Annotated in this window: 14 protein-coding genes; 9 read left to right on the forward strand and 5 right to left on the reverse strand. The window is 72.9% G+C overall.

The features are described from left to right. Window positions 1-118: 118 nt before the first annotated feature. Complete coding sequence (locus ACQZOG_RS15545) at window positions 119-862, reverse strand: SLATT domain-containing protein (RefSeq protein ID WP_037640813.1); 744 nt, start codon at window positions 860-862, stop codon at window positions 119-121. Window positions 863-1,175: 313 nt separating this feature from the next. Here ACQZOG_RS15545 and ACQZOG_RS15550 point away from each other — a divergent pair, with 313 nt between their 5' ends. The 3 genes from ACQZOG_RS15550 (at window position 1,176) to ACQZOG_RS15560 (ending at window position 2,872) form a co-directional block, all read left to right on the forward strand. Next, window positions 1,176-1,517, forward strand: coding sequence for a YbaB/EbfC family nucleoid-associated protein (locus ACQZOG_RS15550; RefSeq protein ID WP_078492938.1), 342 nt, complete (start codon window positions 1,176-1,178; stop codon window positions 1,515-1,517). A gap of 103 nt (window positions 1,518-1,620) precedes the next feature. Further along, on the forward strand, window positions 1,621-2,220 hold the full coding sequence (gene recR, locus ACQZOG_RS15555) for a recombination mediator RecR (protein WP_030863096.1): 600 nt from the start codon (window positions 1,621-1,623) through the stop codon (window positions 2,218-2,220). Continuing rightward, entirely contained in the window at window positions 2,213-2,872 is a 660-nt protein-coding gene (locus ACQZOG_RS15560; protein WP_037640814.1) for a DUF5063 domain-containing protein, read from the forward strand. The genes recR and ACQZOG_RS15560 overlap by 8 nt, the downstream gene beginning before the upstream one ends. 82 nt (window positions 2,873-2,954) lie before the next feature. On the opposite strand, the gene ACQZOG_RS15565 is transcribed toward ACQZOG_RS15560, so the two are convergent. Then, a complete protein-coding gene (locus tag ACQZOG_RS15565; protein WP_037640815.1) occupies window positions 2,955-3,227 on the reverse strand; it encodes a hypothetical protein in 273 nt (90 codons plus the stop codon). 83 nt (window positions 3,228-3,310) lie between these two features. Next, window positions 3,311-3,784, reverse strand: coding sequence for a hypothetical protein (locus tag ACQZOG_RS15570; protein WP_230228985.1), 474 nt, complete (start codon window positions 3,782-3,784; stop codon window positions 3,311-3,313). A 672-nt stretch (window positions 3,785-4,456) separates the two neighbouring features. On the opposite strand from ACQZOG_RS15570, the gene ACQZOG_RS15575 reads away from it, so the two are divergent. The 4 genes from ACQZOG_RS15575 to ACQZOG_RS15590 all read left to right on the forward strand — a co-directional run bounded on the left by ACQZOG_RS15575 (window position 4,457) and on the right by ACQZOG_RS15590 (window position 9,568). Further along, on the forward strand, window positions 4,457-5,734 hold the full coding sequence (locus tag ACQZOG_RS15575; RefSeq protein WP_033274843.1) for an aspartate kinase: 1,278 nt from the start codon (window positions 4,457-4,459) through the stop codon (window positions 5,732-5,734). Then, entirely contained in the window at window positions 5,734-6,816 is a 1,083-nt protein-coding gene (locus ACQZOG_RS15580) for an aspartate-semialdehyde dehydrogenase (protein WP_033274844.1), read from the forward strand. The genes ACQZOG_RS15575 and ACQZOG_RS15580 overlap by 1 nt, the downstream gene beginning before the upstream one ends. A gap of 527 nt (window positions 6,817-7,343) precedes the next feature. Then, window positions 7,344-7,919, forward strand: a complete 576-nt coding sequence (locus ACQZOG_RS15585; protein ID WP_033274845.1) for a SigE family RNA polymerase sigma factor — start codon at window positions 7,344-7,346, stop codon at window positions 7,917-7,919. Continuing rightward, entirely contained in the window at window positions 7,916-9,568 is a 1,653-nt protein-coding gene (locus tag ACQZOG_RS15590; protein WP_106963305.1) for a hypothetical protein, read from the forward strand. The genes ACQZOG_RS15585 and ACQZOG_RS15590 overlap by 4 nt, the downstream gene beginning before the upstream one ends. 89 nt (window positions 9,569-9,657) lie before the next feature. Here the strand turns inward: ACQZOG_RS15590 and ACQZOG_RS15595 are convergent, their stop codons facing one another. Continuing rightward, on the reverse strand, window positions 9,658-10,500 hold the full coding sequence (locus ACQZOG_RS15595) for an SURF1 family protein (protein ID WP_203550415.1): 843 nt from the start codon (window positions 10,498-10,500) through the stop codon (window positions 9,658-9,660). A gap of 212 nt (window positions 10,501-10,712) precedes the next feature. Between ACQZOG_RS15595 and ACQZOG_RS15600 the strand changes: the two genes are divergently transcribed. After that, entirely contained in the window at window positions 10,713-12,560 is a 1,848-nt protein-coding gene (locus ACQZOG_RS15600; RefSeq protein ID WP_203550414.1) for a S9 family peptidase, read from the forward strand. A 384-nt stretch (window positions 12,561-12,944) separates the two neighbouring features. On the opposite strand, the gene ACQZOG_RS15605 is transcribed toward ACQZOG_RS15600, so the two are convergent. Continuing rightward, window positions 12,945-14,840, reverse strand: a complete 1,896-nt coding sequence (locus tag ACQZOG_RS15605) for an NAD-binding protein (RefSeq protein ID WP_359520497.1) — start codon at window positions 14,838-14,840, stop codon at window positions 12,945-12,947. A gap of 332 nt (window positions 14,841-15,172) precedes the next feature. On the opposite strand from ACQZOG_RS15605, the gene ACQZOG_RS15610 reads away from it, so the two are divergent. Next, window positions 15,173-15,853 carry a TetR/AcrR family transcriptional regulator gene (locus ACQZOG_RS15610; RefSeq protein WP_193454457.1) on the forward strand — a complete coding sequence of 227 codons (681 nt, stop codon included), beginning with the start codon at window positions 15,173-15,175 and terminating at the stop codon, window positions 15,851-15,853. Window positions 15,854-15,868: the final 15 nt, after the last annotated feature.

The raw sequence follows: 15,868 nt of genomic DNA on the forward strand, positions 1-15,868 counted from the left end.
GCCGTGCCGCAGGGCGGCACGGGTGGGCGCGGACGGCACCCCGCAAACGCCGGGCTGCGCGGACACCCGCCCGCCGACATCGGCGCACCGCACACCCGAATGCGCCCCCGGCGGAACCTCACCGCGCCTCCGGCGGCCGCTGCCGAGGCATGTTCGGCCGGGCCCCGTTCGGCGCGGCGGCGAACCGTCCGACGGGCAGCGCCGTCTCGGCCCGCCCTCCGCCGGCCAGGGCGGACCGCACCCCCAACGGCACCCCGCTCCGGAACTCCATCATCCAGTCCGCCGTCTCCACCCGGATCAGCTCCGTCACGTCCTCGGTGAATCGCCGCAACACCGTCAGGCACCGCTCCGCGGCCTCACTCGCCGTCCCCTCCGCGGGCCCCAGCACCTCCCGCACGCACTCCGACGCCCAGTCGAACTGGAACGCCTGCAGCCGCCGCTGCACGGCCTGCGCGGTCGCCACGTCCCGCATCCACCCGGACGTCATCCCGAAGAAACGATCGGCCGCCACACACGCCACGGCGACCAGCAGCGCCAGATACCCCCACGGCGTGACACCGTCCACCGCCCCGGTCAGATCGAGCAGCGGCAACGCGGCCCCGGCCAACGCCCCCACCGCCGTACCGGCCCGCAGCGCCCACGCGCACCGCCGCTTCCACATCCGGTCCTCGAGGTACCACGCGGCGGTGTCCAGCGCCCCGCGCTCCACCCACCGGTACAGCTCGTCCAGCCGCGCGGCCGGCTCCCCCCAGTCCCCGAGCGGGAACGCCCGGCCGACGGGGTCGCCCGGACGCAGCCCCGCCGCGCCTTCGCCCCGCCCGTCGTGAGGCCGACCCTCGGGCTGCATCTCCGGCTGACCCACCCGGTATCTCCCCTCCTGAACCGACCTGACCGACCCCACGCGCACGCACCGCGCGCGGTCGGCCGGTCACGCGTGGTGCTCGCGCGCCGGGCCCTTCCTACCGCCCAACGGGTGGGCGCGTCGGGGGTTCGCGCGCTTTTACGCCCGGAAGAAGGCGGTCATCGGGTATAGGGCCCCGGAACGGACTCACCCGAAAGAGTGCCGGGGCAACGGCCGTCCCGAGCACGTAGGCTCGTGCCGAGGGTGCGGTCGTCGCACCCGGACCGACGCGGCGACCCGGCGTCGACCCGACATACCGACCTAGGAGCGAATCGTGATCCCCGGTGGTGGCCAGCCCAACATGCAGCAGCTGCTCCAGCAGGCCCAGAAGATGCAGCAGGACCTGGCCAAGGCCCAGGAGGAGCTGGCGCGCACGGAGGTCGAGGGCCAGGCGGGCGGCGGCCTGGTGCGGGCCACCGTCACCGGCTCCGGCGAGCTGCGGGCGCTGAAGATCGACCCGAAGGCCGTGGACCCGGAGGACACCGAGACCCTCGCGGACCTGGTCGTCGCGGCGGTCCAGGCGGCGAACGAGAACGCGCAGACGCTGCAGCAGCAGAAGCTCGGCCCGCTCGCCCAGGGGCTCGGCGGGGGCGGCATCCCCGGCCTCCCCTTCTGAGCGAGGTCACCGGCCGGGGCCCCGCGGGCCTTCGGGGCTTCTAAGCGGGGCCGCGGGCCTCTACCGTACGTAGTGAAGGAACACCAGGAAGGACGGCAGTCCGTTGTACGAAGGCGTGGTCCAGGACCTCATCGACGAGCTGGGGCGGCTGCCCGGCGTCGGTCCCAAGAGCGCGCAGCGGATCGCCTTCCACATCCTGCAGGCGGAGCCCACGGACGTACGGCGTCTGGCGCACGCGCTGATGGAGGTCAAGGCGAAGGTCCGCTTCTGCGCGACCTGCGGGAACGTCGCGCAGGAGGAGCAGTGCAACATCTGCCGCGACACCCGCCGCGACCCCGCGGTCATCTGCGTCGTGGAGGAACCCAAGGACGTCGTGGCCATCGAGCGCACCCGCGAGTTCCGGGGCCGCTACCACGTGCTGGGCGGCGCGATCAGCCCGATCGACGGGGTCGGCCCCGACGATCTGCGTATACGAGAACTGCTGGCCCGGCTGGCGGATGGCACCGTGACCGAGCTGATCCTCGCCACGGACCCCAATCTCGAAGGCGAGGCCACGGCCACGTACCTCGCCCGCATGATCAAGCCCATGGGCCTGAAGGTCACCCGCCTGGCCAGCGGCCTCCCGGTGGGCGGCGACCTGGAATACGCGGACGAGGTGACCCTCGGCCGCGCCTTCGAGGGGAGACGACTCCTAGATGTCTGACGCCACGCTGCACGCGACGCACCAGAACCCGGACGACTTCGCGGTACAGATCGCCGATCAGATCGAGAGCTTCCTGGTGGCCGTCACGGAGGTCGCGAAGGGCGCAGAGCCGGACTCGGCGGTGCCCTTCCTCCTCCTGGAGGTGTCCCAGCTGCTCCTGGCCGGCGGCAGGCTGGGCGCCCACGAGGACATCGTCCCCGACGAGCGCTACGAGCCCGACATGGGACCCGAGGCCGACGTCGACGAACTCCGCGAGAACCTCGCCCGGCTCCTGGAGCCGATCGACGTCTACTCCGAGGTCTTCGACCCCTACGAGCCCCGCAAGGCCCCGGTCCCGGCCCGCATCTCCGACGACCTCACCGACGTCATCACCGACCTGCGCCACGGCATGGCCCACTACCGCGCCGGCCGTACGTCGGAGGCGCTGTGGTGGTGGCAGTTCTCCTACTTCTCCAACTGGGGCTCCACCGCGTCCGCGACGCTGCGCGCCCTGCAGTCGGTCGTCGCGCACGTCCGCCTGAACCAGCCCCTGGCCGAGCTCGACGGCCTCGACACCGACCAGGGCATCGGCGACGACACCCTCGAGTTCGAGGCGGGCAAGGTCATGGCCGAGGAGATCGGCACCCCCCTGGGCGTGCGTCCGGTCACCTGAGGGGCCCTCGGATCACCTGAGGGGCCTTCGAGTCACCTGCGAGGCATTCGAGCCGGCGGTGCCCGGCGTCCCGCCGCGCCCGTCAGCCCCAGGGCGGCCCCTCGTTGATCCCGAACAGCACGGACATCAGCACCAGCAGCCCCAGCGGTACGACGACGAACGCCGTCTCCGGCCGTTCCCTGCGCAGCGCCTGCCACCCGAGCGCGACGAGCGGTCCCGACAGCCCCCCGGCCATCAGCGCCCACCCCGCCCCACGGCTGCCGGCCACGTTGAACGCGACGAACGCCGCCAGGACGAACAGCGCGGGAGAGGCCCACAGGTGCCGCAGCGCCTGCGGGGCTTCGACGTTGCTCATCGTTGTGTCTCCTTCCGCCCCGCGGGGCGGTGCGCCGTCCCCCCGGCACGGCGCACCACCCCCACGCGACGAGTCCCGGTGTCTCAGACGAGGCCGCGGATGTACGTGTACAGCTGGTACTGGGCCTCGGCGCCGGCCGCGACCCAGGCGATGCGCACCGGGTGGTACCAGGGCAGGCCGTCCATGTAGGAACGGAACTTGCCCCAGTTCGACTTGGCGGCCTTGACCGCGCCGCTGTACACCTTGCCGCCGTGCTTCTTCAGCAGGTTGAACAGGGCCTTGGCGGCACCGCCGACGGCCCCGCGGGCCTGGACCTCGGTGGCAGTTCCGTCGGCCACGGCACGCAGGGACGTGGTGTCCCGGGCGTTCAGTTCGGCGGAGACGGCCGGGTCGGCGAGGAGCGCCCGGGCCTGAGCCGCGGTGAGGGCCGGCGCGGACGAGACCGCCGCGGGGGCCGAGGCGGTGGCTTCCGCGGCCTGGGCCAGGCTCGCGCCCGCCCCGACCGCCAGGACGGCAACGGCCGAAACAGCGGCCAGACGCAGAGTAGTGCGGGTCATGTACGATCTCCCTTGTGTTCAATCACAAGGGGAGGAAGCCCAAAAGGGCGACCTGGACTGGCGTGGAAACCGAAATGGTCCCCCCGCGGACTTCTTCCCCCGATTAATGTCCCCTCCGACCGTCACGTCACTTCGTGACGGCGGTTCCGGCGTCCAATCCGGCTGGTCAGGCCAGGTGTTCGACGCGGCAGGAATGTAACACGGAGGGTGATCATTTCGCCAATGGCTGTTTTCCGTCCGCCTGTTCGCGGGTCATGTATTTCAGTTTTGAATTCAACGTCCGGGGTTTGTCGGCGTCCCCCCTGATTCCCCCGCGCTTCCGCACGTCGTCCCGGAGCTTGAGAAAACCCGGAGCGGAGCACGGGCGGCGCCGGTTGTGCCCGACACGTTCCGGCACGTCCAGCGTCGTCGGTCTTCCCGAACCCGTGAGCGTCAGCCCGGACACCCGGCCCCGAAGCTCTCGCCGACCGGAAACCGCCGCGTCGCGGTGTGACGCGGGGCACTTTTCGAGTGGCGGGGCTGAGGCTGGGCATGAGCCCCTGGCGAGCGTCCGATGTCTCACCATGCGATATCGCGAAGGGTGGATTTTCGGACGTCGATAGACTGAGCGGACCGCAGCGCACACATATGTGGGCGGACTGTGGACAACGACGGACTGAGCGAGGAGCGCACGTGGGCCTTGTCGTGCAGAAGTACGGAGGCTCCTCCGTAGCCGATGCCGAAGGCATCAAGCGCGTCGCCAAGAGGATCGTGGAAGCCAAGAAGAACGGCCACCAGGTGGTCGCCGTGGTTTCCGCGATGGGCGACACGACGGACGAGCTGATCGATCTCGCCGAGCAGGTTTCCCCGATCCCTGCCGGCCGCGAGCTCGACATGCTGCTGACCGCCGGAGAGCGGATCTCCATGGCCCTGCTGGCCATGGCGATCAAGAACCTGGGCCACAACGCCCAGAGCTTCACCGGCAGCCAGGCAGGTGTCATCACCGACTCGGTCCACAACAAAGCCCGCATCATCGATGTCACGCCGGGCCGCATCAAGGCCTCGGTCGACGAGGGCAACATCGCCATCGTCGCCGGGTTCCAGGGCGTCAGCCAGGACACCAAGGACATCACCACGCTCGGCCGCGGCGGCTCCGACACCACCGCCGTCGCCCTCGCCGCGGCGCTCGACGCCGAGGTGTGCGAGATCTACACGGACGTCGACGGTGTGTTCACCGCCGACCCCCGCGTGGTGAAGAAGGCCAAGAAGATCGACTGGATCTCGTTCGAGGACATGCTCGAACTGGCCGCCTCCGGTTCCAAGGTGCTGCTCCACCGCTGTGTGGAGTACGCCCGCCGGTACAACATCCCGATCCACGTCCGCTCGTCCTTCAGCGGACTCAAGGGCACGTGGGTCAGCAGCGAGCCGATCGAGCAAGGGGACAAGCAGGTGGAGCAGGCTCTCATCTCCGGTGTCGCACACGACACCTCCGAGGCCAAGATCACGGTCGTCGGCGTGCCCGACAAGCCCGGCGAGGCCGCGTCGATCTTCCGCACCATCGCGGACGCCGAGATCAACATCGACATGGTCGTGCAGAACGTGTCCGCCGCGTCCACCGGCCTGACGGACATCTCCTTCACCCTCCCGAAGTCCGAGGGCCGCAAGGCCATCGACGCCCTGGAGAAGAACAAGGGCGCCATCGGCTTCGACTCCCTGCGCTACGACGATCAGATCGGCAAGATCTCCCTCGTCGGCGCGGGCATGAAGACCAACCCCGGCGTCACCGCCGACTTCTTCACCGCTCTCAGTGACGCCGGTGTGAACATCGAGCTGATCTCGACCTCCGAGATCCGCATCTCGGTCGTCACCCGCAAGGACGACGTGGCGGAGGCCGTGCGCGCCGTGCACACCGCCTTCGGTCTCGACTCCGACAGCGACGAGGCCGTGGTCTACGGAGGCACCGGCCGCTGATGACCGGCACCGCAGGGCCCGGACGCTCCGGGCGGCCGACGCTGGCGGTCGTGGGGGCGACCGGGGCCGTCGGCACGGTCATGCTCCAGATCCTGTCCCAGCGCGCGGACGTCTGGGGCGAGATCAGGCTCATCGCCTCCCCGCGCTCGGCCGGCCGCAAGCTGGCCGTGCGCGGTGAGGAGGTCGAGGTCGTGGCGCTCACCGAGGAGGCCTTCGACGGGGTCGACGTCGCCATGTTCGACGTGCCCGACGAGGTCTCCGCCGAGTGGGCGCCCGTCGCCGCCGCGCGGGGCGCGGTCGTCGTCGACAACTCCGGAGCCTTCCGCATGGACCCGGACGTGCCGCTGGTCGTCCCCGAGGTCAACCCGCACGCGGTGCGCAGCCGCCCCCGCGGCATCGTCGCCAACCCCAACTGCACGACCCTGTCGATGATCGTCGCGCTCGGCGCGCTGCACGCCGAGTTCGGCCTGCGCGAGCTGGTCGTCTCGTCGTACCAGGCGGTCAGCGGCGCCGGTCAGGCCGGCGTGCGGACCCTGCGCGACCAGCTCTCCCTGGTCGCCGGCACGGAGCTGGGCACGCACCCCGGCGACGTACGGCGGGCCGTGGGCGACAACACCGGGCCCTTCCCGGAGCCGGTCGCGCTGAACGTCGTGCCGTGGGCGGGCTCCCTGCGCGAGGACGGCTGGTCGTCCGAGGAGATGAAGGTGCGGGACGAGTCCCGCAAGATCCTCGGCCTGCCCGCCCTCCCGGTCGCCGTCACCTGTGTCCGCGTCCCCGTGGTCACCGTGCACTCCCTCACCGTCCACGCCCGCTTCGAGGGCGAGGTCACCGTCGACAAGGCGCGCGAGATCCTCGCGACCGCCCCCGGTGTCGTCCTCTTCGACAACCCGGCCGCCGGGGAGTTCCCCACGCCCGCCGACGTCGTCGGCACCGACCCGACCTGGGTCGGGCGGGTGCGCCGGGCCCTGGACGACCCCACGGCGCTGGAGCTCTTCGTGTGCGGGGACAACCTGCGCAAGGGGGCCGCGCTCAACACCGCGCAGATCGCCGAACTGGTGGCCGCGGAGCGCAAGGCCGCCTGACCCGGGACGGACGGACCGCCGGCCGGGCATAAAAGTCCTGGATCACAGAGGATCCATTTGTAGGATCTGTGAGGGACTTGTGGGCCGGACCGGTCGGTCGAGCCACTTGAACATGCAACTTCCTGGGCCGAGGATTGCAGACGAGGATTCACCTCCCCGCCAGCCGCAACCGAGCGGAGGGCGGGGAGCGTCTTTGCGGTCACCCTTATCCGGGGCGTGGGGACGCTGCTTCCCAGACGTGGGGACGTCTGGAGCCGGGCGTGGGGACGTCCGTTCAAAATGGAACACAGGGGAAGAGCGGGACGCATGAGGGCATTCGGTGTGCTGTCGGTGGTGCTGCCTGACGCGGGTGGGCGGTGGACGGTACCGGTCGGCGCAGACGTGACGCCCGGCACGTACAACCCTCCCGGGGGGAAGTGTGTCCAACTGGCGTGGCAGAGGTACTCGACTTCACAGCGCCCCGTGGCACGGTGTTCCGGCCGCCTCGCGGCGCGCTCCGGCCCCGCGTGGCCGGCGCGTCCGGTGGCATGCCGGTGATCGCGCCCATGCCCGCAGCGCGCCCCGCCCGCATCCCCGGTCAGCGCGACGGCGCCGACGAGACGGTGGTGGCCGGCACCACGGTCGACCACCTCACCGAGACCTACCGCGTGCACTACCGCTCGCTGCTGGGCCTCGCCGCGCTGCTCCTCGACGACACGGCCTCCTGCGAGGACGTCGTCCAGGAGGCGTTCATCCGCGTCCACTCCGCCCGCAAACGCGTCCGTGACCCGGAGAAGACCCTGGCCTACCTGCGCCAGACGGTCGTGAACCTGTCCCGCAGCGCGCTGCGCCGCCGCATCCTCGGCCTCAAGCTGCTGTCCAAGCCCATGCCCGACATGGCGAGCGCGGAGGAGGGCGCGTACGACCAGCTCGAACGCGACTCCCTCATCAAGGCGATGAAGGGGCTTCAGCGCCGTCAGCGCGAGGTGCTGGTCCTGCGCTACTTCGCCGACATGACGGAGGCGCAGGTCGCCGAGACGCTCGGCATCTCGCTCGGCTCGGTCAAGGCGTACGGCTCACGCGGCATCGCCGCGCTGCGGGTGGCCATGGAGGCGTCGGCATGAGCGACGGCCAGGACGCGCGGGACCCGCGCCCCGAGGAACGCGAGCCGGAGGGCTCGCGGGGCTCCTCCGGGGGCGCGGCGGACACCGCGAAGGGCCAGGAGGCCGCGGACGGCCGTACGGCCGGCGCCGGCGAGAACTCCGCCGAAGGCGACGGCGACGGCGGATCCGAGAGCGACCGGCGCCCGGCCGGATCCGGACGTACGGCGGACGCCGTGGGGGAGGATGGCTCCGCGGCGGAGCCGCAGGCCGAGGACGGGGAGGACACCGCACCGGACCGGGAACCGGAACAGGACGCGGAACCGGAAGCGGAGACGGAACCGGAAGCGGAGACGGACCCGGAAGCGGAGACGGACCCGGAAGCGGAAGTGGGTTTGGAGCCGGAGACGGACCGGGACGCGGAACCGGAGACGGACCGGGATGCGGACGCGGAACCGCAAACGGAAACGGACGCGGAACCGGCTGCCGCGGAACGCCGTCCGGACCCTGCACGGGGCCCGGACCACGGGGGCGTGCCCGAGGGGGACGGGCTCGCGCGGCTGCGCGCGCTCGTGACACCGCACGGGCAGAACCCGAGAGACACGCACGCTGGGAACGGAACTGTGAACGACGGCCGGGACGAACAGGGCCCCGACGGGCTCGACTCGGACGAGCTGCACCTGCGCACCCTGCTGCACCAGGCCGTCCAGGACGTGGAGCCGAGCGACGGCACCCTGGACTACCTGCGCCGGGCGGTCCCCGCCCGCCGTGCGCGCAAACGCCAGGCACTCGTCGGCGCGGCGGCGGCCGCGCTCTTCCTCGGCACGGCCGTCCCCGCCGTCGTCCACGTCTCCACCACCTCCGGCTCGGCCGCCAACCCGTCCGCCGTCGGCCACGCCTCACAGGCCCAGGGCGGCACCGGCCAGGGCAAGGACGCCGGCAACGGCGAGACCACCGCCGGCGGCGCCTCCGACGAGATCGGCGACGACCGGAAGGACCCCACGAAGGAGGGGGACAAGGCCGGCGCGAGCACCGGGACGGGCACGGGCGCCTCCGAGGGCGCCGACCCCTCGGCCGGCACCACGGCGGACGCCCCCGCCTGCACCGCCGACCAGCTCGGCCCGGCCACCGCGACCAGCGCCGCCCCCGACTCGGCGGGCGCGGTCTACGGCTCTTTCCGGGTCACCAACGTCTCCGGCGCGGCGTGCGTCGTCGACGGCCCGGGCACCGTGGGCGCGACCCCGCAGGGCGCGGCCGACCCGGCGAAGATCGGCACCGCCCGGCATGTCGCGGGCGACGCGGCGGCCGCCCTGCCGGACCCGTCGCTGGAGGCGGCGACCGTGGTCCTGAAACCGGGCGAGGCGTACGAGGTGCGGTTCGCGTGGGTGCCCTCGGAGACCTGCCCGGTCCCCGGCGACACCGCGGGCGGCGGCACGGGCGGCCCCTCAGCGGACCCGACCCCGACCGGGGAGCCGACGAACACGGCCGGCGCGTCCACGGGCACGGGCACCGCCCCCGGCACGACGACCCAGCTCCTCCGCCAGGACGGCGGCACCGAGGGCAGCGTGGCGGTGACCTACACGACGACCACCGGCTCCGGCTCGGCCACCACGACGGTCACCAACGCCTGCGCGGGGACGGTGTACTGGACGGGCCTGCTGACCCTGGCGTAGGGCGCGCCGCCTGGGCGGCAGGGCGGCCTGGAGGCTTGGGTTGTCTGGGGCCTGGGGCCTGGGGCCTGGGGCCCGGAGGGCTCGGGGGGTCACACCCCCGAGGTGCTCGACGGCTCCCGTTCCGTCACCGGATCCGCGGACCCGGCGGGCTTGGTGGACTCGGCGGCGACGTCGGTCGGTGCGATCCCCAGCTCCGCGTCCCGTGCGAGTTCCACCTCGCGGCGGAACAGGCGGAACCACATGAAGATCACGAAGCCGACGAAGGCGAACCACTCCGCGGTGTAGCCGAGGTTCTGGAACGCCTTCAGATCGAGGCCGGTGCCGCCCGGCGCGGTCGCGGGGACCGCGGTCATGCCCGAGTCGCCGTCGTTCAGGGTGACCCAGGCGTCGTAGACGTCGTACGGGACGAGGTTGATCAGGGAGGCCGCGCTGATCGCGGCGGTCTGGCCCTGCGGGAGGCCGCTGCGGGCGCTGACGCCGTTGCTGCCGGGGGTCTCGGAGGCCTGGAGCGCTCCGGTGACGGTGACCTCGCCGGCGGGCGGCGCGGGCGCCTTCGCCGGGTCGGGCTCGCCGGGCAGCCAGCCGCGTACGACGGGCAGGGCGCGGCCGGTGTCGGTGCGCAGCAGGGTCAGGACGTAGTAGCCGTCCTTGTCGTCCAGCGTGCGGCCGGGGACCAGGAGCTGCGTGTCGTACCGGCCGGTCGCGGTGGCCTGCTTGCCGGAGGTGGCCTTGGTCACGGGCAGCAGGTCGTCCAGCGGCCGGGGCGTGTCCTTCTTGGCGTCGGCGACCTGCGCCTCGGCCTCGCGGTGGTTGTCCACCCGGTCCTCGAACCGGCCCAGCTGCCAGGACCCCATGAACACGCAGAAGGGGATCGAGAGCAGCAGGAAGACGTTGATCGCCCACCAGCGGGGGGTCAGCAAGAACCGGTACACGCCCTCAACGGTACGGGCCCGCGGACGGTTCCCGTGCCGCGGGGTCGCCTGCGGGGCGGCCCTCGGAGGGCCCGCGCGAGTGCCCGGTGACGGGCCGTACGCGGTCCGTTCGTCACATCGTGTGAAGGGTCCGGTGGAAGTTCCGCAGGAAGTTGTCCACAGGCTGGGGACCGAGGACGCGCGATGCCCGTCCGGACGGGCAGTATGGGGTCATGACTGAGAGCAACGGGTCCGACGCGCCGGACCGGGCGGACCACCAGACCGAGCGAGTGCAGCAGACCGGGGAGATGCCGGACTGGGAGAAGCGCTTCCGCGCGCCCCGGGTGTCCCTCCCCGACTGGGCGGAGGACGCCCCCGACCGTTCCCTGTTCGTGTCGAACGCGACGGGGACGTACGAGCTGTACGCATGGGACCGGGCGACCGGTGAGCAGCGCCAGGTGACCGACCGGCCGAACGGCACGACGGACGGGGTGCTCTCGCCGGACGGCGAGTGGATCTGGTGGTTCGACGACAAGGACGGCGACGAGTTCGGCGTCTGGCGCCGCCAGCGCTTCTCCGGCGGCGAGGACGAGCTGGCCGCCCCGGGCCTGGACCCCTCGTACCCGGCGGGCCTCGCGCTGGGCCGCGACGGCCGCACGGCGGTCGTCGGCCGTTCCACCGACGAGGACGGTACGACGATCCACCTGGTGCGGACGGGCGAGGCGCCGGTGGAGCTGTACCGGCACCGCGAGTCGGCGGGCGTCGGCGACCTCTCCTACGACGGCTCCCTGATCGCCGTGGAGCACACGGAGCACGGGGACGCGATGCACTCCGCCCTGCGCGTGATGCGCCCCGACGGCACCACGGTCATCGAGCTGGACGACACCTGCGGCGGCACCGAGGAGCTGGGCCTGGAGGTGCTGGGCTTCGCCCCCGTGGCGGGCGACACCCGGCTGCTCGTCGGCCACCAGCGCCGCGGCCGCTGGGAGCCCATGGTGTGGGACGTGGCGACGGGCGAGGAGACCGACCTCGAACTGGACCTCCCCGGCGACGTGAACGCCGAGTGGTACCCGGACGGCAGCGCCCTGCTCATCGCCCACGGCTTCGAGGCCCGGGGCGAGCTCTTCCGCTACGACCTCGCCGCGCGCCGGCTGGAGAAGATCCCCACGCCGCGCGGGGCGGTCTCCGGCGCGACGGCCCGGCCCGACGGCACCGTGGAGTACCTGTGGTCGTCGGCCGCGCAGCCGCCGGCGGTCCGCTCCACGTCCGGCGGTGTGGTCCTGGACCCGCCCGGCATGAAGTCGCCCGGCTCGGTGCCGGTGGAGGACGTGTGGGTGGAGGGCCCGGGCGGCCGCATCCACGCGCTCGTGCAGAAGCCGGCCGGTGCGAGCGGCCCGCTGCCGACCGTCTTCGAGATCCACGGCGGCCCGACGTGGCACGACAGCGACTCCTTCGCGGCGGGCCCCGCGGCCTGGGTCGACCACGGCTACGCGGTGGTCCGCGTCAACTACCGCGGCTCCACCGGGTACGGCCGCGCCTGGACGGACGCCCTGAAGCACCGGGTGGGCCTGATCGAGCTGGAGGACATCGCGGCGGTCCGCGAGTGGGCCATCTCCTCCGGCCTGGCCGACCCCGGCCGGCTGATCCTCACCGGCGGCTCCTGGGGCGGCTACCTGACCCTGCTGGGCCTCGGTACGCAGCCGGAGCACTGGGCGCTGGGCATCGCGGCGGTCCCGGTCGCCGACTACGTCACGGCGTACCACGACGAGATGGAAGCGCTGAAGGCGATGGACCGCACCTTGCTGGGCGGCACGCCCGAGGAGGTCCCCGAGCGCTTCGAGGCGTCGTCCCCGATCACCTACGTCGACCAGGTGAAGGCCCCGGTCTACATCTCGGCGGGGGTGAACGACCCGCGCTGCCCGATCCAGCAGATCGAGAACTACGTGAAGCGGCTCGAGTCGCGCGACGCGGTCCACGAGGTCTACCGCTACGACGCGGGCCACGGCTCGCTGGTGGTGGACGAACGGATCAAGCAGATCCGTCTGGAACTCGACTTCGCGGCCCGTCACCTGCCGAGCTGACGGCACCTGCCGCGCGCCGGGGGGACGCACGACTCCCCCCGGCGCGGGGTGGCCCCGAGCCCGTCACGCCGGGAGCGGCCCCCGCCCTTCCCAGCCGCGCCCTTTCCGACCGCGTGCGCCGGCTCCGGGCGACTTCCCGCCTGACCGCGCGATTCCGCGCCTGACCGCGCGACCGCGCGACTGCGCGACTCGCGTCTGACCGCGCGGCTCCGTCCCTGCCGGGGCGGAGCGACAGCGCGTCCCGAAGCACGAGGTGCTGTCGCACGCCCCGCGCGCACGCCCCGCGCTCGTTGGCACGACGAGGCCTGCCGCGTGCTGCCGCTTGGATGTCCCGCGACCGGCGGGACGCCGATCACCCCGGAACGGCGGCGCACCCCGCCGCGATCAGCGCGGGCTCCGCGTCCGCCGTCCCAGCAGTTCCGCCAGCCCCCGGCGGGTCGCCGCCAGGACCACGCGGTCGCCGGCGCGCAGGACGTACGTGTCCGGCAGGTCCCACACCAGGCCGGAGCCCGGCGGCTCGGAACCCGCGGTGGCGCCCCGGGCGGCCGTGTCCAGGGCCAGCACCCGCCAGGCCCCCGGCCGGAACGCCTCCGCGACCGTGCGCCCCTCCAACTGCGGATGCCCGTCGACGACCACGGCCGCGAACAGCAGCACCCGCCGCTCCACGGGAATCGCGCCGAGAATCTGGCGCCCCATCATCGCCCCGGCGAAGGCGGGCGCGGCCAGGTGCGACACGGACCGGCTCCGGGTCAGCGCGGCCGGGTGCGCGGTGCGCAGCGTCCGGTAGACGGCCTTGGCGAAGTCGTCGTCGTACAGCCGCAGCACCGCCCGCAGATCGGGGCGTACGGAGCGGGCGTAGAGGACGGACTCCAGGTTCGTGGTGTCGATGCTGGTCAGCGCGAGCAGCGCGTCCGCGCGGTGGATCTTCGCCGACTCCAGGACGCCCTCCTGGGTGACGTCCCCGACCACGACCGGTACGCGTAACCGCCGGGCGACGGCCATGCCCCGCGCCTCGGGGTCGGCCTCGACGCACACCACGGGGATGTGCAGTTCGCGCAGCCGGGTCAGCACCCGGGTGCCGATCTTGCCGAGCCCCAGCAGGACGACGTGCCCGCTCAGCCCGCGCGGCGGCTTCCGCAGCGCGGACGCGGTGCGGAAGGTGCCCAGCGCCTCCAGCACCGCGGCCAGCAGCACCGGCAGCAGCAACAACCCGACCAGCCCGGACAGCAGTTGGAGTACCTGCTGCCCGAGCGGCGCGTCGACCGCGGGGTCGTTGATGGCGAACAGGTCCAGCAGCGTGATGTAGATGGCGTGCAGCGGATGGTCGTCGGTCACCAGGATCAGCGCCACCGCCAGCGCGACCACCGCGGCCACCAGCCCCGCCAGCGACCAGCGCAGCCGCGCCGAGAACAGCGAGGCGAACGGCATCACCCCGGCCCGCCGGGCCGGCAGCGGGGGACCGGAGTACGACACCTGCTCCAGCACCACCGTGCCGCGCCCGGTCGCCGCAGCCACCGCCTCGGCGTCCGGCAGCAGCTGGGGCCCGTCGCCGCTGTCCTCCGAACCCTCAGCGCCCGCCGGGTCGTTGCTGGTCGCGGACAGCAGCGCCAGCGTGCACAGCCCGGGGTCGGCCACCTCCCCGGGCCGCGGCGGCCGGCGCTCCACCGCCCGCAGCAGCAGGCCTTCCGCGTCGACGACCTTGCTGGTGCCGACGAGGGCGGTGGCGACCAGCGCGGGCGCGGTGGTGTCGGCGTCGGACAGCACGGTGGTGGCGATGTCGGCGCCGTGGCCTCCGTGCCCCCCGTGGCCGCCCCGGTGGCCCGCCGACGTGCCGCCCGCCACTTCGGCGGCCTGGTCGAGCAGTTCCTCGATGTGCTGGCCGAGCCGCCGGTTGTAGAGCCGCAGCACCAGGCGCAGCCGGGGATTGAGCCGGCGGGCGGTCAGCGCGGCGCGGATGTTGGTCTCGTCGTCGTCGTACACGAGGGCGAGCGCGGCGGCCCGGTCCACGCCCGCGTCGGCGAGCACGGCCTCGCTCGGCTCGGCGGCCTCCATCACCCGTTCGTCGGGGACGAGGGTGTCGTCGGAGCCGCCGGTGCCGCGGTTGACGGCGGTCACCATCCGGCCGAACAGGGCGGCGGAGGCGGCCCGGGCCCGTCCGGCCATCGGCTGGGGCGGGGTGCTCCGCGAGGGGGGCACCACGAGAACCACCTGTTCCCGGTACACGCCGCGCAGTTCGGTGGCGAGGCGGTGCGCCAGCCCGTCGTCGCCGCACACCACCATGTGGGCGGACGGATCGCTGGGCGGGGCGGGGTTGGGAAGGAGGCTCACCACAGGGCAGAAGACTGCCTGATCTTGACCGGTGGTTCCAGGGCGCACGACTAGCATGACGGGCGCACAGGCGAGGTGGACGCCGTACACCGGGGCGCCCGGTGTGCGCGAGGGACGCGGGGAGAGGGGTGGCGGTGATGCCCGGTCGTACGGGCCGGACGCACGGGACCGGTCGGCCGGATGGGACCGGTCGGTCGGACGGGACCGGTCGGTCGGACGGGACCGGTAGGACGGGTCGGACCGACGCGGTCCGTCGGCCCCGCACGCCCCTGAGCCGGCAGCGGGTGCTGTCCGCCGCCGTCGCCCTCGCGGACGAGGGCGGGGCCGACGCGCTGAGCATGCGGAAGATCGCCCTGCGGCTCGACGTCGTCCCCATGGCGCTCTACAAGCACGTGGCCAACAAGGACGAACTGCTCGACGGCATGATCGACACGGTCGTCGGCGAGATCGACCCGCCGGTCGAGGGCGCGGACTGGAGGACCACCGTCCGGCTGCGGGTGCTGTCGGCCCGCCGCATGCTGCTGCGCCACCCGTGGGCGTCCGCGGTCATCGAGACGCGGATGAAGGAGCGCGCCGCCCCGACTCCGGCGGTGATGGCCTACCTGGACGGGATGATCGGCGTGTTCCGCGCCGGAGGGTTCTCGCTCGACCTAGTGCACCACGCGATGCACGTCATGGGCAGCAGACTGCTGGGGTTCTCCCAGGAACTGTTCGTCGACTCCCCGACCCCCGCCGCGCCTACGTCCTGTCCGACCCCCGCCGCGCCCGCGTCCTCCCCGTCCCCCGAGGAGATGGCCGCGCGTTACCCGAACATCGCCGAGCTGGCCCAGGCGGTCGCCCACGACAGCGGGTCGGTCGTCGGCTCCGGCTGCGACGACCAGTACGAGTTCGAGTTCGCGCTAAACCTGACCCTGGACGGCCTCGAACGCCTCCGTGGCGCGGCCGCCGCCGACCGACGACGCTGACGGCCCTCTTGCCAG

The organism is Streptomyces sp. P13-3-3 (assembly GCF_050571355.1).
Taxonomy (GTDB): domain Bacteria; phylum Actinomycetota; class Actinomycetes; order Streptomycetales; family Streptomycetaceae; genus Streptomyces; species Streptomyces althioticus.

Bases quoted from the DNA above. Each gene is read 5' to 3' on its own strand.
- ACQZOG_RS15590 (WP_106963305.1), top strand. From the start codon at position 7,916: ATGAGCGACGGCCAGGACGCGCGGGACCCGCGCCCCGAGGAACGCGAG.
- ACQZOG_RS15600 (WP_203550414.1), top strand. From the start codon at position 10,713: ATGACTGAGAGCAACGGGTCCGACGCGCCGGACCGGGCGGACCACCAG.
- ACQZOG_RS15580 (WP_033274844.1), top strand. From the start codon at position 5,734: ATGACCGGCACCGCAGGGCCCGGACGCTCCGGGCGGCCGACGCTGGCG.
- ACQZOG_RS15560 (WP_037640814.1), top strand. From the start codon at position 2,213: ATGTCTGACGCCACGCTGCACGCGACGCACCAGAACCCGGACGACTTC.
- ACQZOG_RS15570 (WP_230228985.1), bottom strand. From the start codon at position 3,784: ATGACCCGCACTACTCTGCGTCTGGCCGCTGTTTCGGCCGTTGCCGTC.
- ACQZOG_RS15605 (WP_359520497.1), bottom strand. From the start codon at position 14,840: ATGGTGGTGTGCGGCGACGACGGGCTGGCGCACCGCCTCGCCACCGAA.
- ACQZOG_RS15585 (WP_033274845.1), top strand. From the start codon at position 7,344: ATGCCGGTGATCGCGCCCATGCCCGCAGCGCGCCCCGCCCGCATCCCC.
- ACQZOG_RS15565 (WP_037640815.1), bottom strand. From the start codon at position 3,227: ATGAGCAACGTCGAAGCCCCGCAGGCGCTGCGGCACCTGTGGGCCTCT.